The sequence below is a fragment of the Rhodococcus sp. LMD genome (assembly GCF_056108245.1).
The window spans coordinates 3,841,369-3,863,461 of sequence record NZ_CM148557.1; the positions used below are offsets into that span (position 1 = coordinate 3,841,369).

General features: G+C 70.2%; 26 protein-coding genes and 4 tRNA genes. 7 read left to right on the forward strand and 23 right to left on the reverse strand.

Features of this window, described 5'->3' with window-relative positions:
* Positions 1 to 6: 6 nt before the first annotated feature.
* The 10 genes from rplK to ACWPQI_RS17485 form a co-directional block, all read right to left on the reverse strand.
* Positions 7 to 441 (reverse strand): 50S ribosomal protein L11, encoded by a 435-nt coding sequence (gene rplK / locus ACWPQI_RS17440; RefSeq protein ID WP_003937618.1) that lies wholly within the window; start codon positions 439 to 441, stop codon positions 7 to 9.
* Positions 442 to 511: 70 nt separating this feature from the next.
* Positions 512 to 1,354, reverse strand: coding sequence for a transcription termination/antitermination protein NusG (gene nusG, locus ACWPQI_RS17445; protein WP_010592021.1), 843 nt, complete (start codon positions 1,352 to 1,354; stop codon positions 512 to 514).
* Positions 1,355 to 1,400: 46 nt separating this feature from the next.
* Positions 1,401 to 1,823 carry a preprotein translocase subunit SecE gene (secE, locus tag ACWPQI_RS17450; protein ID WP_010592022.1) on the reverse strand — a complete coding sequence of 141 codons (423 nt, stop codon included), beginning with the start codon at positions 1,821 to 1,823 and terminating at the stop codon, positions 1,401 to 1,403.
* A 32-nt stretch (positions 1,824 to 1,855) separates the two neighbouring features.
* A tRNA-Trp gene (locus ACWPQI_RS17455) sits at positions 1,856 to 1,928 on the reverse strand.
* 174 nt (positions 1,929 to 2,102) lie between these two features.
* On the reverse strand, positions 2,103 to 2,528 hold the full coding sequence (gene hadB, locus ACWPQI_RS17460) for a (3R)-hydroxyacyl-ACP dehydratase subunit HadB (RefSeq protein WP_010592023.1): 426 nt from the start codon (positions 2,526 to 2,528) through the stop codon (positions 2,103 to 2,105).
* Positions 2,515 to 3,090, reverse strand: a complete 576-nt coding sequence (hadA, locus tag ACWPQI_RS17465) for a (3R)-hydroxyacyl-ACP dehydratase subunit HadA (protein WP_010592024.1) — start codon at positions 3,088 to 3,090, stop codon at positions 2,515 to 2,517. Before hadA ends, hadB begins: the two co-directional genes overlap by 14 nt.
* Before the next feature lie 87 nt (positions 3,091 to 3,177).
* Positions 3,178 to 3,345, reverse strand: a complete 168-nt coding sequence (rpmG, locus tag ACWPQI_RS17470; RefSeq protein ID WP_003937613.1) for a 50S ribosomal protein L33 — start codon at positions 3,343 to 3,345, stop codon at positions 3,178 to 3,180.
* A gap of 58 nt (positions 3,346 to 3,403) precedes the next feature.
* Positions 3,404 to 3,479 (reverse strand) — tRNA-Met (locus ACWPQI_RS17475).
* A gap of 44 nt (positions 3,480 to 3,523) precedes the next feature.
* Positions 3,524 to 3,596, reverse strand: a tRNA-Thr gene (locus ACWPQI_RS17480).
* Positions 3,597 to 3,825: 229 nt separating this feature from the next.
* Positions 3,826 to 3,908: transfer RNA gene (locus ACWPQI_RS17485), tRNA-Tyr, on the reverse strand.
* Between the two features lie 147 nt (positions 3,909 to 4,055).
* On the opposite strand from ACWPQI_RS17485, the gene ACWPQI_RS17490 reads away from it, so the two are divergent.
* On the forward strand, positions 4,056 to 4,547 hold the full coding sequence (locus ACWPQI_RS17490; RefSeq protein WP_010592025.1) for a YajQ family cyclic di-GMP-binding protein: 492 nt from the start codon (positions 4,056 to 4,058) through the stop codon (positions 4,545 to 4,547).
* Positions 4,548 to 4,622: 75 nt separating this feature from the next.
* Here ACWPQI_RS17490 and htpX read toward each other — a convergent pair whose 3' ends face one another.
* Complete coding sequence (htpX, locus tag ACWPQI_RS17495; protein ID WP_010592026.1) at positions 4,623 to 5,483, reverse strand: zinc metalloprotease HtpX; 861 nt, start codon at positions 5,481 to 5,483, stop codon at positions 4,623 to 4,625.
* Positions 5,484 to 5,587: 104 nt separating this feature from the next.
* Positions 5,588 to 6,634 (reverse strand): polyprenyl synthetase family protein, encoded by a 1,047-nt coding sequence (locus ACWPQI_RS17500; protein ID WP_010592027.1) that lies wholly within the window; start codon positions 6,632 to 6,634, stop codon positions 5,588 to 5,590.
* 137 nt (positions 6,635 to 6,771) lie between these two features.
* On the opposite strand from ACWPQI_RS17500, the gene ACWPQI_RS17505 reads away from it, so the two are divergent.
* The gene (locus ACWPQI_RS17505) at positions 6,772 to 8,043 is read left to right on the forward strand and encodes a geranylgeranyl reductase family protein (protein ID WP_010592028.1); all 1,272 of its coding nucleotides are present in this window, start codon (positions 6,772 to 6,774) and stop codon (positions 8,041 to 8,043) included.
* An 11-nt stretch (positions 8,044 to 8,054) separates the two neighbouring features.
* Here the strand turns inward: ACWPQI_RS17505 and ACWPQI_RS17510 are convergent, their stop codons facing one another.
* The 4 genes from ACWPQI_RS17510 to menD all read right to left on the reverse strand — a co-directional run bounded on the left by ACWPQI_RS17510 (position 8,055) and on the right by menD (position 12,113).
* Positions 8,055 to 8,753, reverse strand: coding sequence for a demethylmenaquinone methyltransferase (locus ACWPQI_RS17510; RefSeq protein ID WP_026137594.1), 699 nt, complete (start codon positions 8,751 to 8,753; stop codon positions 8,055 to 8,057).
* Positions 8,754 to 8,841: 88 nt separating this feature from the next.
* Positions 8,842 to 9,984 (reverse strand): glycosyltransferase family 4 protein, encoded by a 1,143-nt coding sequence (locus ACWPQI_RS17515; protein WP_474738410.1) that lies wholly within the window; start codon positions 9,982 to 9,984, stop codon positions 8,842 to 8,844.
* Between the two features lie 88 nt (positions 9,985 to 10,072).
* The gene (locus ACWPQI_RS17520; RefSeq protein ID WP_010592032.1) at positions 10,073 to 10,486 is read right to left on the reverse strand and encodes a DUF3592 domain-containing protein; all 414 of its coding nucleotides are present in this window, start codon (positions 10,484 to 10,486) and stop codon (positions 10,073 to 10,075) included.
* Between the two features lie 7 nt (positions 10,487 to 10,493).
* Positions 10,494 to 12,113, reverse strand: coding sequence for a 2-succinyl-5-enolpyruvyl-6-hydroxy-3-cyclohexene-1-carboxylic-acid synthase (gene menD, locus ACWPQI_RS17525; RefSeq protein WP_010592033.1), 1,620 nt, complete (start codon positions 12,111 to 12,113; stop codon positions 10,494 to 10,496).
* A gap of 104 nt (positions 12,114 to 12,217) precedes the next feature.
* Here menD and ACWPQI_RS17530 point away from each other — a divergent pair, with 104 nt between their 5' ends.
* On the forward strand, positions 12,218 to 12,805 hold the full coding sequence (locus ACWPQI_RS17530; RefSeq protein WP_010592034.1) for a flavin reductase family protein: 588 nt from the start codon (positions 12,218 to 12,220) through the stop codon (positions 12,803 to 12,805).
* Between the two features lie 76 nt (positions 12,806 to 12,881).
* Positions 12,882 to 13,721, forward strand: a complete 840-nt coding sequence (locus ACWPQI_RS17535; RefSeq protein ID WP_017680025.1) for a siderophore-interacting protein — start codon at positions 12,882 to 12,884, stop codon at positions 13,719 to 13,721.
* A gap of 53 nt (positions 13,722 to 13,774) precedes the next feature.
* On the opposite strand, the gene ACWPQI_RS17540 is transcribed toward ACWPQI_RS17535, so the two are convergent.
* From ACWPQI_RS17540 to ACWPQI_RS17550, 3 genes are all read right to left on the reverse strand, one after another.
* Positions 13,775 to 14,215, reverse strand: a complete 441-nt coding sequence (locus ACWPQI_RS17540; protein ID WP_064066045.1) for a DUF6918 family protein — start codon at positions 14,213 to 14,215, stop codon at positions 13,775 to 13,777.
* A gap of 70 nt (positions 14,216 to 14,285) precedes the next feature.
* On the reverse strand, positions 14,286 to 15,269 hold the full coding sequence (locus ACWPQI_RS17545) for an o-succinylbenzoate synthase (RefSeq protein WP_474738411.1): 984 nt from the start codon (positions 15,267 to 15,269) through the stop codon (positions 14,286 to 14,288).
* Entirely contained in the window at positions 15,266 to 15,904 is a 639-nt protein-coding gene (locus ACWPQI_RS17550; RefSeq protein ID WP_010592038.1) for a PaaI family thioesterase, read from the reverse strand. The genes ACWPQI_RS17545 and ACWPQI_RS17550 overlap by 4 nt, the downstream gene beginning before the upstream one ends.
* Before the next feature lie 151 nt (positions 15,905 to 16,055).
* Between ACWPQI_RS17550 and ACWPQI_RS17555 the strand changes: the two genes are divergently transcribed.
* The 3 genes from ACWPQI_RS17555 to ACWPQI_RS17565 all read left to right on the forward strand — a co-directional run bounded on the left by ACWPQI_RS17555 (position 16,056) and on the right by ACWPQI_RS17565 (position 17,913).
* Positions 16,056 to 16,949: a 1,4-dihydroxy-2-naphthoyl-CoA synthase gene (locus ACWPQI_RS17555; RefSeq protein ID WP_003937599.1), complete on the forward strand. Its 894-nt coding sequence runs from the start codon at positions 16,056 to 16,058 to the stop codon at positions 16,947 to 16,949.
* 135 nt (positions 16,950 to 17,084) lie between these two features.
* Positions 17,085 to 17,531 carry a hypothetical protein gene (locus ACWPQI_RS17560; protein ID WP_026137596.1) on the forward strand — a complete coding sequence of 149 codons (447 nt, stop codon included), beginning with the start codon at positions 17,085 to 17,087 and terminating at the stop codon, positions 17,529 to 17,531.
* Position 17,532: 1 nt separating this feature from the next.
* Complete coding sequence (locus ACWPQI_RS17565) at positions 17,533 to 17,913, forward strand: VOC family protein (protein ID WP_010592040.1); 381 nt, start codon at positions 17,533 to 17,535, stop codon at positions 17,911 to 17,913.
* A 51-nt stretch (positions 17,914 to 17,964) separates the two neighbouring features.
* On the opposite strand, the gene ACWPQI_RS17570 is transcribed toward ACWPQI_RS17565, so the two are convergent.
* Genes ACWPQI_RS17570 through ACWPQI_RS17585 form a run of 4 tightly spaced genes read right to left on the reverse strand, consistent with a single transcriptional unit; the run spans position 17,965 to position 22,082 of the window.
* Positions 17,965 to 18,324 (reverse strand): hypothetical protein, encoded by a 360-nt coding sequence (locus tag ACWPQI_RS17570; protein WP_010592041.1) that lies wholly within the window; start codon positions 18,322 to 18,324, stop codon positions 17,965 to 17,967.
* A 2-nt stretch (positions 18,325 to 18,326) separates the two neighbouring features.
* Positions 18,327 to 19,070 carry an ABC transporter ATP-binding protein gene (locus ACWPQI_RS17575; RefSeq protein WP_010592042.1) on the reverse strand — a complete coding sequence of 248 codons (744 nt, stop codon included), beginning with the start codon at positions 19,068 to 19,070 and terminating at the stop codon, positions 18,327 to 18,329.
* Entirely contained in the window at positions 19,067 to 19,804 is a 738-nt protein-coding gene (locus tag ACWPQI_RS17580; protein ID WP_010592043.1) for an ABC transporter ATP-binding protein, read from the reverse strand. Before ACWPQI_RS17580 ends, ACWPQI_RS17575 begins: the two co-directional genes overlap by 4 nt.
* Positions 19,797 to 22,082, reverse strand: coding sequence for a branched-chain amino acid ABC transporter permease (locus ACWPQI_RS17585; protein ID WP_102031348.1), 2,286 nt, complete (start codon positions 22,080 to 22,082; stop codon positions 19,797 to 19,799). Before ACWPQI_RS17585 ends, ACWPQI_RS17580 begins: the two co-directional genes overlap by 8 nt.
* Between the last annotated feature and the right edge of the window lie 11 nt (positions 22,083 to 22,093).

The window sequence follows — 22,093 nt, forward strand, 5'->3', positions numbered from 1 at the left end:
CTGCGCTCAGCCCTCGACCGTGATGCCCATCGAACGCGCGGTGCCGGCGATGATCTTCGCGGCGGCCTCGACGTCGTTGGCGTTCAGGTCTTCCTGCTTGGTCTTGGCGATCTCGCGCACCTGGTCCATGGTGACCTTCGCGACCTTGGTCTTGTGCGGCTCGCCGGAGCCCTTCTGCACACCCGCGGCCTTCAGCAGCAGCTTGGCTGCCGGCGGGGTCTTGAGCTTGAAGTCGAACGAGCGGTCCTCGTAGACCGTGATCTCGACCGGCACGACGTTGCCGCGCTGCGACTCGGTCGCCGCGTTGTACGCCTTGCAGAACTCCATGATGTTGACGCCGTGCTGACCCAGCGCGGGGCCGACCGGCGGAGCCGGGTTGGCCTGACCTGCCTGGATCTGGAGCTTGATGAGCCCGGCAATCTTCTTCTTCTTCGGGGGCATCTCTATTCCTAGTTTCTTGCTCGGTGTGGTTCTTGCGTACTGCTATCGCAAGTTTGAGTGGGTCGGACCGTCAGATCTTCGACACCTGGTTGAAGGACAGCTCCACCGGGGTCTCACGACCGAAGATCGACACCAGGACCTTGAGCTTCTGCTGCTCGGCGTTGACCTCGCTGATCGACGCCGGCAGCGTCGCGAAGGGCCCGTCCATGACGGTGACGGACTCGCCGACCTCGAAGTCCACCTCGATGGTGGGCTTGGCAGCCGTCGCAGCGCCTTCGGCGGCACTGGTCGCGGCGGCGGGCTTCTTCTTCGCCTGCTGCGGCAGGAGGAACTTCACGACCTCCTTGATCGTCAGCGGCGACGGGCGCGAGGTGGCACCCACGAATCCGGTGACGCCGGGGGTGTTGCGCACCGCGCCCCACGATTCGTCGTTCAGTTCCATCCGCACCAGGATGTAGCCCGGCAGGACCTTGCGGTTGACCTGCTTGCGCTGGCCGTTCTTGATCTCGGTGACCTCTTCGGTGGGCACCTCGACCTGGAAGATGTACTCCCCGAGGTCCAGGTTCTGCACGCGGGTCTCGAGGTTGGCCTTGACCTTGTTCTCGTAACCGGCGTAGGAGTGCACGACGTACCAGTCGCCGGGCTCGAGCCGAAGCTGCTTCTCGAGGGCCTCCGCGGGATCGACCTCCTCGGCCGGGGCCTCCGCGGGCGCCTCGGGCTCGTCACCGGCCGTCTCGTCGGTTTCGATGCCCGTCTCTGCCGTCTCGTCGGCCGGTTCCCCGTCCGTCTCGTCGGCCGGTTCCCCTGCCGACTCGTCGGCCGCGTCCACGGTCACGGAGTCGTCGACAAAGACCTCGTCCGAAACGCGCTCTTCGGCCGAGGGCTCGTAGGAGTCGTTCTCGGGGGTGCTCACCGGGCACTTTCCTCTCGTCGATCACATTTGCCGGCACGCTGACGCGCTAGCCGAACAACCAGCTGACGCCCTTCACGAACGCCAGATCCAATCCAAAGATGAACGCGGTCATGACCGCCACGAAGACCACGACGACCGTCGTGTACGTGACCAGCTGCTTGCGATTCGGCCAGATCACCTTGCGCAGCTCGGCGAGGACCTCACGGAAGAAGCGCCGCAGGCGCTTGAAGATGTTCTCGGTGCCCTGGGCACCGGAGCGAGCGGCGGACTTGGCCGGCTTCGATTCGGGCCGGCGACCTGCCGCCACCGCGGTCGACGCCGGAGCAGCGGAACGCCGCGGGGACTTCTTGCCGGTGGGGGCAGCGGATGCGGAGGAAGCGCCGGGGGTCGCGTCGGTCGCCGATCCGGCGTCCTCAGGGCTGGAAGTCCCTGCGGTACCGCCGTCGCGCTTACCGCGCTCCTCGCTCACATCGTTCCTCTCGGTCGCTGGCCGTCCGGGGGCAGGGGCGACAGGACTTGAACCTGCAACCTGCGGTTTTGGAGACCGCTGCTCTGCCAATTGAGCTACGCCCCTCTGGTCGATGCCTCCGCCGGAAAACCGGCGTCTCGATCGACCCATCTGCGACCACATGACATGCGCGCCACCCCGTGAGCCGTTACGGCCTTCGAGAGCAGCGCGCTGCGCTATGCGATCCCAGAAGTCTTAGTGTACTTCATAGCCCCGGGACAAACCCAATCCGCCGGCCGGTCAGGCCAGACGGACCGTTGCCGTGGCCCGCCCGAAGATCTTACGTCCCTCGGACTTCGCCACGATCGCGACCACTGCTGTCTTGCTGTCCGCGTCCACCGACTTGACCTTGCCGGAGAACTCCACCTCGGCGGCCCGGTGGGCCTCGACGTAGACCGGACTGGTGAACCGAACGTTGTACTCGGTCACCGCCCCTGGGTCACCGAGCCAGTCGGTGACGAAGCCGGCCGCGATGCCCATGGAGAGCATGCCGTGGCCGACCACGTCGCGCAAGCCGGCGAGCTTGGCGACCTCGTCGCTCCAGTGGATCGGATTGGGATCACCCGACACACCCGCGTAGTTCACGAGGTTGCCACGGGTGAGCGTCACCACCCGCACGGGCAGCTCCTCACCGACGGCGACGTCCTCGAACCTACGGCGCGACATGCATCATCACATCCTTGACTGCGTGGGCGATGTTCTCGTCCACCTCGCCACCGGTGCGGCCCACCAGGGTGGTCCACGAGGTCATCACGAGGTTGTCGTGCTGATCGGTGATGATGTTCTTGGTGGTGATGATGTCGCTGCCGGCAGCCTGACGGAAATCGTCGAGGTACACGTCGCAGAACAACCGATCGCCCACCTGGATGGGCCGGTGGAACACCAGCCGCTGGTCCGTCTGCATGATCTGGCTGAGGTCGTATCCGGTGACGACCTCGTCGAACAGCTTGCGCTGGGCGATCATGCCGACGATGGAGATGAAGGTGAGGGGCGCGACGAGGCCGTCGTAGCCGAGGCCCTTCGCCGCTTCCTCGTCGTGATGTGCCGGATTGTTGTCCAGCACGGCGCGCGCATACTCGCGGACCTTTTCCCGCCCGACCTCGTAGAAGTCCTCGACGCGATAGTGGTGACCGACCATCGAGGCCGCATGTGCCGCTACATCGAACTGGATCCCGGCCTGTTCGGTGCCGTCCACGACCGATTCTTCACTCACGAATGTGCCCGTCATACGCAGAACTCCCGCAACTTCGCCCGGACGCCGGCCGGCGTGGGCGATTGTGCGGGGAGCTCACGCGTCGACGTCGACCCTGTACGACTACTTCGACTCGCGGTGTGCGCGATGAGTGCCGCAGTTGGGGCAGAACTTCTTCAGCTCCAACCGGTCGGGGTCGTTGCGACGGTTCTTCTTCGTGATGTAGTTGCGGTGCTTGCACACCTCGCAGGCCAGGGTGATCTTCGGCCGCACGTCGGTGGAGGAGGCCACGGGATGCCTTCTTTCGCGTCAATCTGATCAACGACGATCAGGGTGGTTCATTCAACTGTGGTAGCGGTGACCGGACTTGAACCGGCGACGCAACGATTATGAGTCGTTTGCTCTACCAACTGAGCTACACCGCCTCGGTGTCGAGTGTCGCGAACAACGGCGGCACCACAATCCAGCGAGCCCCCTGACGGAATCGAACCGTCGACCTTTTCCTTACCATGGAAACGCTCTGCCGACTGAGCTAAGGGGGCGCGACCACCGTGAGCATCTCTGCTCGCTGCGGCCTCCAAAAGATTACACACACTCCTCTGCAGGAACAAAATCGCCAGTTCAGGGGCCGTAAATCGACTTTTTCACCCCTCGGCCGAACACCCGGAGGCGCTCTGAAGTCTGCGCCCGCCGAAACCCGGCGACTGGTCGGTACCGGAACGTCTGCGAACGCAGAACGGCCCCGATCCGTTCGGATCGGGGCCGTTCCGGTGGCAGGTGTAGGATTCGAACCTACGTAGGCGTAAGCCGACGGATTTACAGTCCGCTCCCATTGGCCGCTCGGGCAACCTGCCGGGCGCGATCGGGACCGTGTCCCTGGCGCGTTTGAAACAATACAACGCACACCCCCCTGTTGTGCAAACCGGGTGGACAGCGGCACTGCGCCACCCGATAGCGTCGGGGCGGCAACCCGTACAGAACCGATCCGAAGTGGAGTGCACGTGGCTGATTCGTCGTTCGATGTGGTGAGCAAGGTCGACCGCCAGGAGGTGGACAACGCGCTGAACCAGGCCGCCAAGGAACTCGGCACCCGTTTCGACTTCCGCAACACCGGGGCGGGCATCGAGTGGAGCGGCGAAGAGTCCATCACCCTGACCGCCGACACGGAGGAACGCGTCAAGGCCGCCCTCGAGGTGTTCAAGGAGAAGCTGATCCGGCGCAATCTGTCCCTGAAGTCCTTCGACGCCGGCGAGCCCACCCAGTCCGGCAAGGTCTACAAGATCAGCGGGTCCCTGGTGCAGGGCATCAGCACCGAGAACGCCAAGAAGATCTCCAAGCTGATCCGCGACGAGGGACCCAAGGGTGTCAAGGCGCAGATCCAGGGCGAGGAGCTGCGCGTGACCAGCAAGAAGCGCGACGACCTGCAGGCCGTGATCGCACTGCTCAAGAACGCCGACCTCGACATCGCGCTGCAGTTCGTCAACTACCGGTAGGCAGTGCATCGACTACCAGTGCGTCCGGTAGCCGGTGCGGGCGGTAGGCGGTGCGTCCGGTAGGCAGTGCGGGCGTCAGCCCCCGCGGGCCATGCGCTCGAGCCGGTCGATGCGCTCCGCCATGGGCGGGTGGGTCGAGAACAATCGGCTCACCCGCTCCCCCGGACGGAACGGGTTCGCGATCATCATGTGCGACTGCGCGGCGATCCGAGGCTCGGGGGGCAGGGGCGCCGCCCGGGTGCCCTGCTCGAGTTTGCGCAGCGCCGAGGCCAGCGCCAGCGGATCTCCGGTGAGTTCGGCGCCGGACTGATCCGCCTGGTACTCGCGGGAACGCGACACCGCGAGCCGGACGACGGTCGCCGCGATCGGACCGAGCAGCGACACCAGCAGCAGGGCCAGCGGATTCGTGCCCTGGTCGCGGTTGCCGAACATGTTCGCGAAGAACGCGAGATTCGCCAGCCCCGAGATCACCGCCGCCATCGCACCGGCCACCGAGGAGATCAGGATGTCCCGGTTGTAGACGTGCGACAGCTCGTGCCCGAGCACCGCGCGCAACTCCCGCTCGTTCAGGATCTGCAGGATCCCGGACGTGCAGCACACCGCCGCATGGCGGGGATTGCGGCCGGTCGCGAACGCGTTGGGTGCGCTGGTCGGGCTGATGTACAGCCGGGGCATCGGCTGATGCGCCGTGGTCGCCAGCTCGCGCACGATCCGGTAGATCACCGGCGCCTGTACCTCGGTGATCGGCTGGGCATGCATGGCCCGCAACGCCAGCTTGTCGCTGTTGAAGTAGGCGTAGGCGTTCATCCCGACGGCCAGGACGATCGACCCGATCAGGATCGTCGGGTTGCGGAACAGGGCGCCGATGAACACGATGAGGGCGGACATCCCGATGAGGAGCCCCGCCGTCTTCAGCCGGTTCGCATTCCCGTGCACGTCACGCCTCTTCCCGTCGATCTTGCCCCAGCATTCAACGAAGCAGGGTGGGGAGCGGGTTCCCTGCCGTCATCGGCTGCAGCGGCCTCCCGACGTCCGGGTTCCTACCCCACGCGCGCGATCGTGTAGTCGACGAGCCGGCGCAGGGCCTCGTTCGCCGGTCCCGGCGGCAGCGACTCCAGTTCCGTGCGGGCCTTGTCCGCGTACTCGCCCAGCGTCCGCTTCGCGGCCGCCATTCCCGGCGACCGCGCCAGCAGCTCCAGGGCCTCGGCGACGGCGGCCTCGTCCTCGACCGGTCCGGCGAGCAGTTCGCGCAGCCGATCGGCGTCGGGCCCGGTCTCACGGAAGGCGTAGAGGACCGGCAGGGTGTGGACACCCTCGCGCAGATCCGTCCCCGGGGTCTTGCCGGACTCCGTCGACGCCGACGAGATGTCGATGATGTCGTCGGCGATCTGGAACGCGGTGCCGACGGCGTCGCCGAGCCGCTCCAGATGCGCGATCTGGTCCGGGTCGGCGCCGGAGAACGTCCCGCCGAAGCGTCCGCTCGTCGCGATCAGCGAGCCGGTCTTCTCCCACACCACCTTCAGGTAGTGCTCGACCGGGTCCCGTTCCTTCCCGCTGCCGATGGTCTCGCGCATCTGTCCGGTCACGAGCTCGGCGAACGTCTCGGCGATGGTCCGTACCGCAGCGGGACCGAGCGTCGACACCAGTCGCGACGCATGCGCGAACAGGAAGTCCCCGGCGAGGATGGCCACGCTGTTGCTCCACCGCGCGTTCGCGCTGGGTGCGCCCCGGCGCATGGTGGCCTCGTCCATCACGTCGTCGTGGTACAGCGTGGCCAGGTGCACGAGTTCGACCGCGGTCGCCGCCGTCACGACCGCCGGATCGTTCGGCTTCGGACCGAGCTGGGCGGTCAGGAGGGTGAACAGCGGACGGAACCGCTTGCCGCCGGCCTTGGCGAGATGCAGTGCGACCTCGGTCAGGAAGTCCTCGCCGTCGGAGAGCTCGGAGATCAGCACTTCCTCGACCCGGGCGAGACCGTCCCGGACGGCGCCCGCCAGGACCGGATCGCCGAGGTCCACCCCGGCCACCACCGTGTCCGACGTCGCGCCGGACGGACCGGCGGACTGCGCCGCCCCTTCAGTGCTCACGATGAGGTACCCATCCTGTTCTGTCGACCCGGCTACCGCTGTCCGCTGTCGAATCGGCTCCACGGTAGTGAACCTAGCCGCTCCGCCGGTCGGCTACCTCCCCGAGGCACCGAAGCCGTACCTGGAAGGATGGAGCCGTGGTGGCAGAACACGCTGGGTCCGAACCGCGGCCCGACCTTCCGGAGCTCCCCGACCGTACCGACGTGCTCGTCGTCGGCGCAGGTCCTGCCGGGTCGGCGGCCGCCGCCTGGGCGGCCCGCGCCGGCCGCGACGTACTGCTCGTCGATGCCGCGACCTTCCCCCGGGACAAGACGTGCGGCGACGGCCTGACCCCGCGGGCGGTGGCCGAACTCGACCGCCTCGGCCTCGGCGACTGGGTGCGCACGCGCACCGTCAACCGGGGCCTGCGGCTCGAAGGCTTCGGTCGCAGCCTCGAACTTCCGTGGCCGTCGGGTTCCTTCCCGGCCCAGGGCAGCGCCGTGCCACGCACCGAACTCGACGACCGGATCCGCCGCGTCGCCCTCGAATCGGGCGCCGCGGCCGCCGAGGGAACCAAGGCCGTCGCCGTCGAGCGCGAGGGAACGCGGGTGACCGCGGTGACCTTCGCGACCGCGCGCGGTCCGCGCACCGTCGGGTGCGAACGACTCGTCGTGGCGGACGGGGTCCGTTCTCCGCTGGGCAGGCTGCTCGGCCGGCAGTGGCATCGCGACACCGCGTACGGGGTCGCGGCCCGCGCCTACGCCACCTCCCCCCGCAGCGACGACCCGTGGATCACGTCGCACCTGGAGCTGCGCGACGACGCCGGCACGCTGCACCCGGGCTACGGCTGGGTGTTCCCCCTCGGCACCGGGGAGGTCAACATCGGCGTGGGCACGCTCGCCACCTCCAAGCGGCCGGCCGTCGGGTCGCTGCGCCCGCTGATCGAGCTGTATGCGTCGCGGCGGCGCGGCGAGTGGGGACTCGGCGAGACGACCCGGGTGGCGTCGGCGCTGCTGCCGATGGGCGGTGCGGTGTCCGGTGTGGCGGGCCCGAACTGGGCCCTGGTCGGCGACGCCGCGGCGTGTGTGAATCCGCTCAACGGCGAGGGCATCGACTACGGCCTCGAGGGTGGGCGGCTCGTCGCCGGCGTCCTGGATGCGGACGATCTCACGCAGCTGTGGCCGGCCCTGCTGCGCGAGCGCTACGGGCGGGCGTTCTCCGCAGCCCGGCGACTGGCCGGGCTGCTGACGTTGCCGCGGTTTCTGCCGGCCACCGGGCCTGTGGGGATGAGTTCGACGTCGCTGATGACGGTGGCCGTCCGGGTGATGGGCAACCTCGTCACCGAGCGCGACGAGGATGTCGTCGCACGGGCGTGGCGGGCCGGGGGCGGCGCGTCGCTGCGCTGGGACCGCCGACCGCTCTTCGCCTGAGCCGCGTCCGGTCAGCGCACCGCCCGGTGCAGGGCCACGATCCCGCCGGTGAGGTTGCGCCACTGCACCGACCGCCAGCCGGCGGCCCGGATCCGCTCGGCGAGCTCGGGTTGCGCGGGCCACGCCCGGATCGACTCGGCGAGATAGACGTACGCGTCGGGGTTGCTGCTGACGGTCCGCGCGACCCGCGGCAGTGCCCGCATCAGGTACTCGAGGTAGAGCACGCGCAGCGGAGCCGAGACGGGTGTGGCGAACTCGCACACCACGAGGCGGCCGCCGGGTTTGGTCACCCGCGCGATCTCGCGGAGCCCGGCCTCGAAGTCGGAGACGTTGCGCAGCCCGAAGGAGATGGTGGCGGCGTCGAAGACCGCGTCGGCGAAGGGCAGGCGCATCGCGTCGCCCGCGACCATCGGCACCTGCCGGAACGCGCCCGCCTGCAGCATTCCCGTGGAGAAGTCGGTGGCCACCACCCACGCACCGGACCGGCCGAGTTCCACCGTCGACACCCCGGTGCCGGCGGCCAGATCGAGGACGCGCTCCCCCGGCCGCAGGTCCAGCGCCGCCCGGGTGGCTCGTCGCCAGCTGCGGTCCTGCCCGAAGGAGAGCACGGTGTTGGTGATGTCGTATCGCTGGGCGACGCCGTCGAACATCGACGCGACCTCGCGCGGATCCTTCGCGAGCGAGGCCCGCGACCCGTGAGTAGTTGCCACGGTCGAAACGTTACCGCTACGCGCTGTGCCGACGTTACCGCTACGCGCTGTGCCGACGTTACCGCTACGCGCTGTGCCGACGTTACCGCTACGCGCTGCGCCGCAGCGTGCCCGGCCGGACCGAGCAGACCTGCTCGTAGTGCCCGAGCAGTTCGTGGCACACCGCGGGCCAGGTGCGGCCGAGCACACCGCGCCGCGCGGCCGCGCCGAACCGGGCGCGCAGCACCGGGTCGGCGAGTGCGCCGACCGCGCCCGGCAGCAGGTCGGTGAAGCCGTCGACCGGCAGCCGATAGCCGTTGCGGCAGTGCGCGACGAGATCGCGTGGGCCGCCCGCGTCGGGCGCGATCGCGGGGACGCCGCTGGCGAGCGCCTCCTGCACGGCCTGGCAGAACGTCTCGTGCTCGCCCGGATGGACGAACACGTCGAGGCTCGCGTAGGCGTCGGCCAGGGCGTCACCGCCGAGGTGGCCGGTGAACACCGCCCCGGGCAGGGCCGTCTCGAGCCGGGCGCGTTCGGGGCCGTCCCCGACGACGACGAGCCGGTAGCGGGGGTCGGCCGACAGGACCGCGAGACGGTCGACGTGCTTCTCCGGGGCGAGCCGGCCCACGAAACCCACCACGAGCCGGCCGTCCGGCGACCAGGCCCGGCGCAGCGCGTCGCTGCGCCGGGCCGGGGTGAAGCGTGCGGTGTCGACGCCCCGCGCCCAGCGGTGCACCCGGGGGATGCCGTGCGCGGTGAGGTCCGCGGCGGCGGCCGTCGACGGCGCGAGCGTGCGGTCACAGGCCCGGTGGATCCGGCGTGTCCACTGCCAGGCGGCCCGGGCCGCGAGGCCGAGACCGTAGCTGGACGCGAATCCGGCGACGTCGGTCTGGTAGACCGCGACGGTGGGCAGGTCGAGCCTGCGGGCCGCGCCGAGGCCGCCGGCACCGAGCAGGAACGGCGACGCCAGGTGCACGACGTCGGGTGCGAATCCGCGCAGGATGCCGGTGAGCGCGGGCTGTGGCAGCCCCACGGGCAGGGAGCTGACCTTCGGCACGTGCACCGCCGGCACCCGATGCACCGGGATGCCGTCGTGATGGGCGGGCGCCGGCGGCAGACCGGCGACGGTGTCGGGAGCGACGACCAGGGCCTCGTGGCCGTGGCGGTCGAGGTGCTCGAGCACGCGCAACACCGAGTTGGTGACGCCGTTGACGTTCGGGAGGAAGGATTCCGCGACGATGGCTACTCGCACCGGCCCAGCATCGCCGTGGCGGCGGTCCGGGCGGGGTGGTCGAGGTGTCCGCCGGGCGAAGTTCCGGCGAATCCTCCCGGCTGCACCGCTACGCGCGCGCCTCGCTGCGCCGCCGGAGATACGTGAGCACGGGGGCCGCGACCAGCCACGTCACCACGATCAGCGAGGCGGCGGGCACGAGGGCGACCCGGGCGTCGCGGCCGGTGACCCGCACGAGGTCGGGGTCGCTGCGGGCGTATTCGACGGCGATCCGCTGCCCGGCCGTGAGTCCCGTCGGATACAGCACACCGAGCTCGGGATTGTGGGTGACACCGTCGGGGGTGACGAAGCTGATCGCCGAGCGCAGCGACCCGGCGGAAAGCACCTCTGCCGTGGCGGTGCCCATGTCGGAGGCGATCAGATGGTCGTTGCGCCACGCCGCGAGGACCAGGATCACGGCGAGCACCGAGATGCCGATCGCGACGCCGAGCACCGCCCGGCGTGCCCTGTCGATTCCGCTCATGCGTCCGTCACAGCTGGGCGCGCACGGCCGCGTGCAGTTCCCGCAGGCCGGAACGGTCGGTGATCACCTCGAGCACCCGGATGCCGCCGGGGAGCTCGGCCCGGTCGGCCAGCGCGGCGGTCAGTGCGGGAAGGTCCACCCGCTCGTGCGGTACCCGGTACGCGGCACACAGCGCGGCGAGGTCCATGCCGTGCGGGGTGCCGAACACCCGCTCGAAGACGCCGGCGTACTGCGGGTCGCCCTGCTCGAGCAGCTCGAAGATGCCGCCGCCGTCGTCGTTGGCGACGACGACGGTCAGGTTCTGCGGTCGCGGTTCGGCGGTGCCGATCAGCAGCCCCGACGCGTCGTGCAGGAACGTCAGGTCGCCCATCAGGGCGACGGTGCGGCCCTGCGGGTAGGCCAGGGCGGCGCCGACGGCGGTCGAGACGGTGCCGTCGATGCCCGCGACACCCCGGTTGGAGAGCACGCGCACCCCGTCGCGCGGGTAGCTCACCAGCGCCGCGTCGCGCACCGGGTTGGAGGCCCCGAGCAGCAGCTGGTCCCCTTCCCGCAGCGCGTCGGTGACCGTCGCCGCGACGTGCAGGCCGGTCGGCTTCGGATGGGCGTCGAGCTGGGCGCGCACGGCCTTGTCGGTGTGGGCGGACAGGTTCCGGCAGCGTTCCAGCCAGGCCGGATCGGGCCGGCCGGTGACGACGGCGCGGGTGCCGGTGGCGAGGACGTTGCCGGACACGTCGGGCCAGCGCGGTCCGGTGGTGAGGGCGTACACCGCCACCGACGGATCGGCGAGCAGCTTGGAGACCGGCCGGTGCAGCGTGGGCCGGCCGGTGATGATCGCCTGCCGCGGCTTCAGATGCGGCAGCGCCATCGGATGGAGCGGGACACCGTGGAGCGGCGCGGTGGGTTCGGCCACGGTCGGCAGTGCCGACAGTTCGGGCCGGTAGGCGGAGCCGTGCCCGGAGATCACCACGGTGTCGGCGGTGATGTCGAGGTCCATCGGCACGTCGAGGGTGGCGTGCACGGTGGTGGTCCAGGCGCTGCCGTCGGGGCGGCCCTCGGGTCCCGGGCCCTGGGCGTGCACGTCCGGGACGAGCGGCTCGCGCAGCGGGATGTCGAAGTGGACCGGACCGGCGTTGCCGGAGCGGGTGCCGCGGGCGGCGGCGAGGACGCGGCTGACCGCGGAGCGCCACTGGCTGTTCTGCTCGATCCCTTCGGCCAGGCCGAGGCTGATGGTGGCGCGGACCTGGGTGCCGAACATGCCGAGCTGTTCGACGGTCTGGTTGGCGCCGGTGCCGAGCAGCTCGTAGGGCCGGTTGGCGCTGAGCACCACGAGCGGCACCCGGGCGTAGTTGGCTTCGAGCACGGCCGGCGCGAGGTTGGCGACAGCGGTGCCGGAGGTCATCACGACGGGCACCGGACGGCCGGAGGCAACCGACAGGCCGATCGCGAGGAATCCGGCGGTGCGCTCGTCGATGCGCATGTGCAGCCGCAACCGGCCCGCATTGTCGGCGGCCTGCAGCGCGAAGGCGAGCGGTGCGTTGCGGGAGCCGGGGCACAGCACCACGTCGCGGACGCCCCCTCGGGCGAGTTCGTCGACGACGGCGGTGGCCTGGGCGGTGGACGGGTTCACGGAACCCAGAGTAGTGCGGGGCGGGCGGCGCGCCCCGGTCCCCCGGGCGGCGCGCCCCGGTCCCCCGGGCGGCGCGGGACGCGGGTCACAGCGACAATGGGCCGATGCGCACCGTCTTCGATCCCGGCGAGCTGGGCACCGGCCGCTTCTACCGACTGATGACCGCCACGATCGTGCCGCGGCCGATCGCGTGGGTGTCGACGGTGTCCGCAGACGGTGTGCCCAACGTCGCGCCGTACAGCTTCTTCACCGTCGCCGCCGTGGACCCGCCGGTGGTGCAGTTCACCTCGGTGGGGCGCAAGGACAGCGTCCGCAACATCGAGGAGACCGGCGAGTTCGTGATCAACGTCGCGACCGTGCCGCTGATGGAACGGGTGAACGCGACGTCGGCGGGATTCGCGCACGACGTGGACGAGTTCGCGACCGTGGGCCTGCGGCCCGAGCGCAGCGAGCGGGTGCATCCACCCCGGGTCGCGGAATCGCCGGCGGCGATCGAGTGCACTCTGCACCGGGTGATCGAGGTCGGGGACTGCTTCGTGGTGATGGGCGACGTGGTGGCCGTGTCGGTCCGGGCCGACGTACTGGCCGAGGACGGGCTGCCGGACGTGGCGGCTCTGGCACCGGCGAGCCGGCTGGGGCGGAACGAGTGGGGTCTGACACCGCGGGTGCGCCACCTCGATCGACCCGAATGATAGGTTAGCCTCCGCTGATTTTATCGTCGACCGAGTGTCGCCGACGACGCCCGGCGTCTCGGGACGGAGGTTATGTATGGCTGCGCGCACCACGACCCGGACGCCGCCCGCCACCCGCGAGATCGTCACCGCCCACGTCCTCGCGGCCGAACCACTCGGGGCGAGCTTCGTGCGCGTGACCGTCGGCAGCGACGGACTCGCCCGGTTCGCGCCGATGGGGTTCGACCAGTGGTTCCGGATGTTCCTGCCCGGTCCCGGCCGGCACGCGCCGACCCTGCCGGGAGCCGCCGACCACAGCTGGTGGCCGCAGATGCAGGCGATGCCGGAACAGATACGTCCGATCCTGCGCAACTACACGGTGCGCGACTACCGGGAGGCGGGCTGCGGCCGCTACGGGCCCGGAGCGGAACTCGTCGTGGACGTCGCGACCCACGGCGACACCGGACCGGCGTCGGCGTGGGCGCGGACAGCGGAACCGGGTGCGGCGCTCGCGCTGCTCGACGAGGGCATCATGTTCCACCGCCCGGCCGGGGCGACTTGGCAGATCGTCGTGGGCGACGAGAGTGCGCTGCCGGCGATCGCCGGGATCCTCGCCTCGTCGGCCGAGCGGAACGACGCGACGGTCACGGAGGTGTTCGTCGAGGTTTCCCACCTCGAGGACGTCGCGGCGCAGAACCTGGTGACGGGACCGCGGACCCGTGTGCATCCGGTGACCCGGACGGATGTGCGGCCCGGAGCGCAGGTGCTCGACGCGGTGCGCGCCGCGGAGCTGCCGGACGGGCCGGGCTACGGATTCGTCGTGGGAGAGTCCGGGTTGGTGACGGCGATGCGCCGTCACCTCGTGCGGGAACGGGGCCTCGAGAAGTCGGCCGTGACGTTCAGCGGGTACTGGAAGTACGGGGCCGCCGCGTACTGAGGCGGCGCCCTTCCGGCCCTGTGTGCGGGGACCGGAAGGGCGCCGTCGACGTCTCAGCCGGCGTGCTTCTGCACCAGCGCGCCCACGCGGGGCAGGGCCTCGACGACGTGCTTCTGCGCCGACGGACGCAGCTTGTCGTAGACCTTCTTGATCGCCGTGCGCGACGAGGCCGCGATGCGCGCGTCCGTCACCCCGAGCAGCGAGTCCGCCACGGTCTCGCCGCGCGCGGTGAGGTAGTCGGCGAAGTCACCGTTGCCGGCGTAGTCCTGCCAGAACGGCTGGATCTTGGCGACGAACTCCGGCAGCAGGCCCTCGACGGCGCTGGGCACGATCGACGGGCCGAGCTTCGTCACCGCCGCGTAACCGGCCTTGAGCGCGAGACCCGACGCGCCCTTCTTGTCCGCCACCTCGGCGTCGATCAGCGTCTCGACGTCGGCGACGACCGCCGGGACCTTGTCGGCGCCGAGCAGGGCATCATCCAGAGCTGCAACCACTTCCACTGCCTCCGTAATGTGACTCGTGAGTACGAACGCCCGGAACGATATACGACGACCCGAGCCGCACCTAGTCGAGCGCGGCGCGGCACCGCCGCACCCGGTCGAACCACCAGCGCGTCCGTTCGGGGTCGGCTCGCACCGTGTCGAGGAGCGCCGGATCCGGCGTCACCTGTCCCACCGGGAGCTGCCCGTCGGCCATCGTCCGTGGCGCTGCCACGTCGGCGGTGAAGAACCCGCCCGTGCCCAGTCCGCACGCGTAGGGCAGCGCGGGCAGCGCGGCCGCGGCGGCCAGTCCGGCCCCCATTCCGACGGCCGAGTCGAGTGCGCTCGACACCACCACCGGCACGCCGTGCCCGGCCAGCTCGTCGGCCAGTGTCAGCAGCCGTCGCATCCCGCCGAGCGGGGCCACCTTGACCACCGCCACGTCGGCGCCGCCGGCCCGGACCACTTCCAGGGGGTCTTCGGCGCGCCGGATGCTCTCGTCCGCCGCGATCGGCACGTCGGGCATGCGGCGACGCACCTCGACCAGTTCGGGCACGGTCGCGCAGGGTTGCTCGGCGTACTCGAGCGGGCCGTCGGCGACGAGTTCCCCGAGCGCCACGACGGCCTCGTCCACACTCCACCCGCCGTTCGCGTCGACGCGGACGTTCGGCACCAGCTCGCGCACGGCCCGCACCCGTGCGACGTCCTGCGCGAGGTCCTGTCCACGTTCGGCGACCTTGACCTTCGCGGTGCGGGCTCCGGGGAACCGGGCCAGGATCTGCGGTACGTCGCCGGGGCCGACGGCCGGGACGGTGGCGTTGACGGGGACGGTGTCCCGGCGGGGAGCCGGAGGCCCGAGCCACGCGGATTCGAGGGCCGAACGCAGCCAGTGGGCGGCCTCCTCGTCGGCGTACTCGGGGAACGGCCCGAATTCTCCCCAGCCGGCGGGACCTCGCACGAGCACGAGCTCACGTGCGGTGATGCCGCGGAACCGCACCCGCATGGGCAGCGACACCACGACGGCGGCATCGAGGATCTCGTCGAGGGGCGGCAGGGCCGCGGCGGTCACGGCTGGCCGGGCCGCAACTGGACCATCAGGGCCTCGCAGTCGGCGAGCAGCGTGCCGTCGACGTCGCGCAGCTCGGCCGAGCAGAACAACTTGCGCCCGTCGACCCGGTCGACCCGGCCCTCGACGACGAGTTCGGTCTCGAGCGGAGTGATCTTGCGGTAGTTCACGTGCAGGTAGGCGGTGCGGGCGATGGGATGACCGGCCGCGTGGACGACCATCCCGAACAGGTCGTCGAACAGCAGTGGCAGGGTTCCGCCGTGCGCCGCGCTGTTGCCGCCGCGGTGATAGACCCGGAACGTGCCCCGCGAGCGAACCGACTCGGCATCGAACTTCTCGAGCATCCACGGCAGCATCAGCAGGCTGCCGCGGCCGGGCAGGTCGACGTTGAAGCCGGCCGGAGACCGGCCTTCGGGCACGACGTGCGGCTCGAGCAGGTCCCCGAGCGCCTCGGCTTGCTCGATGGCGCGGTCGACGACGTCGTCGGGGAGGTGGGTGGAGACGGCGAGATCCTGCAGCCGCCGCAGGGCCTCGACGAGGCGGCCGAAGTTCGGTCCGGCCTTCACGGGCGTGTACACCGGGAACCCGCCGTGATGTTCGTACTCGGCGTCCACCGTGCTGTCCGTCTGCTCGCTCATGCCTGCACGGTAACGCGTTCCAGCACGACGGTGCTCCGGCAGGACGGTGTTCCGGTCAGGACGGTGTTCCGGCAGGACGGTGTTCCGGCAGGACGGTGTTCCGGCAGGACGTCGGTGCCGCGGTGGCGCATCGGAGTTCTATGGTCGACGGGTGACTTTCCATTCCGAGCTGTGGCGGCCCGTACCCGGGTTCGAGAACCTCACCGACATCACCTACCACCGGCACGTCACGCAGGGCACCGTCCGCGTCGCGTTCGACCGGCCCGAGGTGCGCAACGCGTTTCGTCCGCACACCGTCGACGAGTTGTACCGGGCGCTGGACCACGCCCGCATGACGTCCGACGTCGGCGCGGTGCTCCTCACCGGCAACGGCCCCAGCCCGAAGGACGGCGGCTGGGCCTTCTGCTCCGGCGGCGACCAGCGGATCCGTGGGCGCAGCGGCTACCAGTACGCGAACGGCGAGACCGCCGACACCGTGGACAGGGCCCGGGCGGGCCGGCTGCACATCCTCGAGGTGCAGCGGCTGATCCGGTTCATGCCGAAGGTCGTGATCGCCCTCGTCAACGGCTGGGCCGCCGGCGGTGGGCACAGTCTGCACGTCACGTGCGACCTGACGCTCGCGTCCCGGGAACACGCCCGGTTCAAGCAGACCGACGCCGACGTGGGCAGCTTCGACGGCGGCTACGGCAGCGCGTACCTCGCGAAAATGGTGGGGCAGAAGTTCGCCCGCGAGATCTTCTTCCTCGGCGAGACCTACACGGCGGAGGAGATGCACCACATGGGCGCGGTCAACCGCGTCGTCGACCACGCCGAGCTCGAGAACGTCGCGCTCGAATGGGCCGCGAAGATCAACGGCAAGTCCCCGCAGGCCCAGCGCATGCTCAAGTACGCGTTCAACCTGCAGGACGACGGGCTCGTCGGCCAGCAGCTGTTCGCGGGCGAGGCCACTCGGCTGGCGTACATGACCGACGAGGCGGTCGAGGGCCGCGACGCGTTCCTGCAGAAACGCGAACCCGACTGGTCGCCCTACCCCTGGCACTACTGATCGGGAGTTGCCCGCGCGGAGCGGGAGGTTAGCGGGAGGTTGTCGCCTCGTCGTCCGGGTGCAGTGCACGCCAACCTCCCGCTCGTCGCGAGAACGTCCCGATTGAAACGGTCCGAATCGGGCACACTCCTGACCATGACGGATCGCGAGCAACCACTCCCCGACCACATCCGCCCCGCCGGCGTCTCCGACGAGACGGTCGCGGCCGCCGGCAAACTCTCCGAGGCGCTCGAGACGGTCGAGCAGGCCCGCGGCAACCTGTACGCCTTCCACCAGCTGATGGGCCGCGCCGACCTGCTGCTCGGCGACGCCGTCGACAAGCTCGCCGAAGCCGGTCACCGCGAGCTCGCCGACCGGGTCCGGACGGAGATGGTCGGACGCAACGTTGTCGAGGGGCGGTGGACCTTCCAGATCGTGGAGGACTTCGACGACGGCTACTGGACGGAGTTCCGTGAGCTCGACCGGCAGGTGCGCGACGAGCTGGTCGCCGGCCGCCGGCATCTGTTCGAGGCCGAGATGAAGGAGGACCGCCGCACCCACGGGCGACGCGGGCACGAGGCCAGACCGGTCGAGGACGGGTGAGATGGAGATTCTCGCCGGCCGGACGATCCTGCGGCCGTCGGACTACGACGTCGCCCTGAGGTTCTACGGCGAAGTCCTGGGTCTGGCGATCTACCGCGAGTATCCCGGCGGAACGGTGTTCTTCGCCGGTCAGTCGCTCCTCGAGGTGGCCGCGCACGGCGGCAGCGCCCGGCCGCAGCACTTCGAGGGCGCACTGTGGCTGCAGGTGCGCGACGTCTACGACGCGGAGGCCGAGTTGGTGACGAAGGGCGTCCCCATCGTGCGGGAGGCCCGGCAGGAGCCGTGGGGACTGCACGAACTGTGGATCGCGGATCCGGACGGCATCCCGATCGTGCTCGTGCAGATCCCGGCCGATCACCCCCTGCGCCGCGACACCCGCTGAGCGGTGTGTCCTTTGGGCTGCCCTGGCAGCCCAAAGGACACACCGGCCGCGTCAGCGGCGGGTCTCGAGGGCGGCCGCGATCTGCTCGGTGTGGGCCTGCGACTCGTAGAGCTGACGCAGCAGCCACAGCCTCAGCACCCGGGCGATCGCGCCGGCGACGTACAGCGCGGCGCCGAGGATCGCGACGATGAGCAACGCCGTGGCGAGGATCTGGTACGACGCGATGTTGCGCAGGTCCGCCTGGGTGAGCGAGGCGAAGTAGACGACGAACGCGGCGACGGCACCGCCGATCATCAGCACGAGCCCGCCGATTCGTGCGGGTCCGTCCCCCTTCGCGGATCCGGTGTCGAGCTTCAGCTCCGCCGCGTCCTTCCGGAACTTGGCGCGCCGCTCCTCGGTGAGTGCGGTCATGGTCATCCTCCTAGATAACTGGTCGAAAGTTCGTTCTCGATGTCGGCGGGCTCACCGATCCGCACGACGCGGCCCTGCAGCATCAGCGCGGCCGACGTCGCGATGGGCAGCACCGCCCGCGCGAACTGCTCGGCGACGAGGATCGACAACCCGTCCTCGACGAGCCGGCCGACGATGTCGTACATCTCGGTGACGATCCGGGGGGCGAGCCCCATGGACAGTTCGTCGAGCAGCAGCACGGTGGGATCGGTGCCCAGGGCGCGGGACAGGGCGAGCATCTGCTGCTCGCCGCCCGACATCGACCCCGCGAGCTGGCCGCGTCGCTTCCCGAGGATCGGGAAGCGCTCGTAGGCGACGGTCTCGAGATCCTCGAGCGACACGCCGGTGCCGGTGGCGACCCACAGGTTCTCCCGGACGGTGAGGTTGGGGAAGATCCCCCGCCCCTCCGGGATGGTGCAGACGCCGAGCCGGGCGAGCGCGGCGGCGTCGACACCGTTGACGACGCGGCCGGCGACGCGCAGTTCGCCGTGCTCGACGGGCAGTACGCCCGAGCACACCCGAAGCGTCGTGGTCTTGCCGCCGCCGTTCGGCCCGAGCAGGGCGACCACCGAGCCCGGCTGCAGCGTCAGGCTCACCCCGTGCAGCACTTCGATGGGTCCGTAGCTCGCCCGCACGTCGACGAGTTCGAGCAACGGGGTCGGCTCGTCGCCGGAGACGTCGACGAGATCGGTGACGGGGGCGTTCATGCCACCTCCTCGGTTCCGATGTACGCGGCGATCACCGCGGGGTCGTTGCGGATCTGCTCGGGGCTGCCCGAGGCGATGAGCGCGCCGTAGTCGAGGACGTGGATGCGCGAGCACACCCGCATCACCAGCGGCAGGTCGTGCTCGACGAGGCAGATCCCGAGGCCGTCGTCCGCGAGCCGGCACAGCAGGTCCGCGAAGTCGTCGGTCTCCTGTTCCGTCTGTCCGGACGCCGGTTCGTCGAGCAGCAGCACCCGCGGCCGGGTCATCAGCGCCCGCGCGACCTCGACGACGCGGGCGCGGCCGGTGGGAATGTCGGAGACGTCCATGTCCGCGACGTCCGTGAGTCCGGTCAGGTCGAGCAGCCGGTCGGTCTCGGCGTCGATGTCGTGCCGCGCACGGGTCGCGGTGCGGTGCATGTCGCCGGCGACCCGGAGGTTGTCGCGCACCGACAGCGACAGGAACAGCTCGAGCCGCTGGAAGGTGCGGGCCAGTCCGCGCCGGGCGCGCTTGTAGGGCGCGGCGCGGGTGAGGTCGACGCCGTCGAGCAACACCTGCCCGGCGGTCGGCTTCTGCAGTCCGGTGACGGTGTTGAACAGGGTGGTCTTGCCGGCACCGTTGGGGCCGATCAGCCCCGTCACGGTGCCCGCGGCGACGCTGATGCTCACGTCGTCGACGGCGGTGTGCCCGCCGAACCGGACCGTGATGCCCCGGGTCTCGAGCAGGGTGTCAGACATGCGCGCTCAGCTCCTTCGCGACGCTCGCGGACGATTCGGGCGCCGCCGGGGTGGGCCGCGCCGCGGGCAGGCCCAGTTCCCGGTCGAGGCGGTAGCGCCCCTCGGCCGTGTACGGCTCGTCGAGACCGACGAGTTCGGGCGGGGTGGTGCGGCGCCGTTCCATTTCGTCGGCGCCGAGCACCGCACCGGGCATGAGCCACTCGCCGACGACGGGCAGCAGGAACACGATCGTGATGGTCAGGGCCGCGAACCACCAGTTGCCCAGGACGCCCGTCAGGGCCAGGACGTAGAGCAGCGCGATCGCCGCGCCGCCGCCGTACAGCACCGGCCGGGCGGAGAGCAGACGGCGGTAGCCCTCGACCATCTGGTGCACGCTGCCGGACGGATTGTGACCCACCCCGATACCGATCAGCGCGGGGCTGACGGCGGCGATGTTGCCCAGCAGGAGGTACAGGCCCTCGAGTTCGGGCTGCGTCTTGGCGAGGTTGTTGAACGAGACCATGATGACCGCGAAGCCCACGCCGGCCATGACACCGCCGAACAGCGCGCCGCTGACGTACCCGATGCCCGCGACGACGGTGAGCATGAGCAGGGTCAGGCTCACGATGATGTTGAAGTTCTCGCCCGCGACGGCACCGGTGGCGCTCGACATCAGCACACCGCCGAGTCCGGCGATGGCGGCCGAGAGCATGAACACGCTCAGCTTGAGGGTGATCAGGTTCTGCCCGAGCATGGCCGATGCGGCGGGGCTGTCCTTCATGGCCGCCAGGCGACGTCCGTAGCCCCTGTTGCGCAGGGCGACGACCCCGACACCGAGCAGCGCGAACAGCACCGTCGCCGTCATGAGGAACGTCGTCTCGTCCTGCAGGTCGAGCGGGCCGATCCGCAGCGGCGGGATCACGAGCGAACCGCCCGTGAAGATCGAGAACTCGACGCCGAACAGTTCGTGTTCGGTGGTGTCGCGCAGCACCATGTTGGAGACGAACACGCCGAAGGCCATGGTGGCGAGCGCGAGGTACAGGCCGCGCAGGCGTAGCGCCGGGAGCGCGACGAGCCCGCCGACGAGCGCGGTGACGACCACGGCGAGCAGCACACCCCACACGGTCAGCCGCTGGTCGAGTCCGGTGCCGGTGATCCCGAAGTGGAACACGACGATCGTGGCGATCGCCCCGAACGACAGCGGGGCGAGGTTCATCTCCCCCGCGTACCCGGTGAGCAGGGTCAGCGACAGCGCGACGATCGCGAAGGTCATGCCGAGGGTGAAGGTGGTGATCGCGGATTCCACCATGAGCAGGCGGATGAGGTAGACGATGGCCACGAGAGCGACCGCCCACACCACGGCCTTGCGGACGCTCGGCACGTGGTAGCGCTCGCGGGTGCGCATCGCCGCGCCGCGCAGCCGGTCCTGGGGCAGCACGATCAGCACCACGAACAACGCCACCATGGGCAGCGAGACACGCAGATTCGACGTCCACGCCCACGAGGAGGGGGCGTAGCCGATCAGGTAGGCGCCGGCGAGGCCGAGGACGAGGGCACCGACGAAGGTGCGCGGGATCGAGCTGAGCCGGCCGAACATGGCGGCCGCGAACGCGTCGATGACGAGCAGGGTGAGCATGTTGGCCTCGAGGCTGCCGCCGCTGATCGGGGTGATCAGCACGCCGGCGAGGACGGCGAGCGTGGAGCCGAGCGCCCAGGAGAACGCCGCGATCCGTTCGGGGTTGTGCCCGTTGAGGCGCAGCAGGTCGGGATCGTCGACGACGCCGCGCATCGTGGCGCCGGTCCGGGTGCGCTGGAAGAGGATGCGCAATCCCACCGCGATCCCCACGGCCGCGAGCACGCACAGGATCTCGTGGACGCGGACGAACGCGCCGAGCACCCGGATCCCCGTGTCGTCGCCGAAGAACATGCCCAGCGAGCGGGGCTTCTCGGGATGCCAGAACCACTGGGACAGGAACAGCATCCCCAGCATGATCGAGACGGTCACGACGATCTTGGTGACCTCGGCGGTGTCCCGCAGGCCCCGCATGATCACCACGTACAGCGCCAGGCCCATGAGCGGCCCCGCGAGGAACAGCACCACCAGCAGGGCCAGCGGGACGGGCAGCCCCCAGCCGGCCGTGAGCTGCCAGTAGAGGAACGCGCCGAGCATCGCCTGGGCGCCGTGCGCGAAGTTGAAGATTCCGGAGGTGTTGTAGGTCAGAACGAGCCCGGAGGCCGCGATCGCGTACACGGACCCGAGCACGAGGCCCAGGATCGTGAACGTCACGAATGTGTTCATGGTGAAGCCCT

What these genes read in the sequence shown, in the direction of transcription:
- rplK (WP_003937618.1), bottom strand. Translation starts at nt 441, where the DNA reads ATGCCCCCGAAGAAGAAGAAGATTGCCGGGCTCATCAAGCTCCAGATC.
- hadB (WP_010592023.1), bottom strand. Translation starts at nt 2,528, where the DNA reads ATGTCGCGCCGTAGGTTCGAGGACGTCGCCGTCGGTGAGGAGCTGCCC.
- hadA (WP_010592024.1), bottom strand. Translation starts at nt 3,090, where the DNA reads ATGACGGGCACATTCGTGAGTGAAGAATCGGTCGTGGACGGCACCGAA.
- ACWPQI_RS17520 (WP_010592032.1), bottom strand. Translation starts at nt 10,486, where the DNA reads ATGAGCGGAATCGACAGGGCACGCCGGGCGGTGCTCGGCGTCGCGATC.
- ACWPQI_RS17530 (WP_010592034.1), top strand. Translation starts at nt 12,218, where the DNA reads ATGCGCACCGTCTTCGATCCCGGCGAGCTGGGCACCGGCCGCTTCTAC.
- ACWPQI_RS17535 (WP_017680025.1), top strand. Translation starts at nt 12,882, where the DNA reads ATGGCTGCGCGCACCACGACCCGGACGCCGCCCGCCACCCGCGAGATC.
- ACWPQI_RS17550 (WP_010592038.1), bottom strand. Translation starts at nt 15,904, where the DNA reads ATGAGCGAGCAGACGGACAGCACGGTGGACGCCGAGTACGAACATCAC.
- ACWPQI_RS17560 (WP_026137596.1), top strand. Translation starts at nt 17,085, where the DNA reads ATGACGGATCGCGAGCAACCACTCCCCGACCACATCCGCCCCGCCGGC.
- ACWPQI_RS17565 (WP_010592040.1), top strand. Translation starts at nt 17,533, where the DNA reads ATGGAGATTCTCGCCGGCCGGACGATCCTGCGGCCGTCGGACTACGAC.
- ACWPQI_RS17570 (WP_010592041.1), bottom strand. Translation starts at nt 18,324, where the DNA reads ATGACCGCACTCACCGAGGAGCGGCGCGCCAAGTTCCGGAAGGACGCG.
- ACWPQI_RS17575 (WP_010592042.1), bottom strand. Translation starts at nt 19,070, where the DNA reads ATGAACGCCCCCGTCACCGATCTCGTCGACGTCTCCGGCGACGAGCCG.
- ACWPQI_RS17580 (WP_010592043.1), bottom strand. Translation starts at nt 19,804, where the DNA reads ATGTCTGACACCCTGCTCGAGACCCGGGGCATCACGGTCCGGTTCGGC.
- ACWPQI_RS17585 (WP_102031348.1), bottom strand. Translation starts at nt 22,082, where the DNA reads ATGAACACATTCGTGACGTTCACGATCCTGGGCCTCGTGCTCGGGTCC.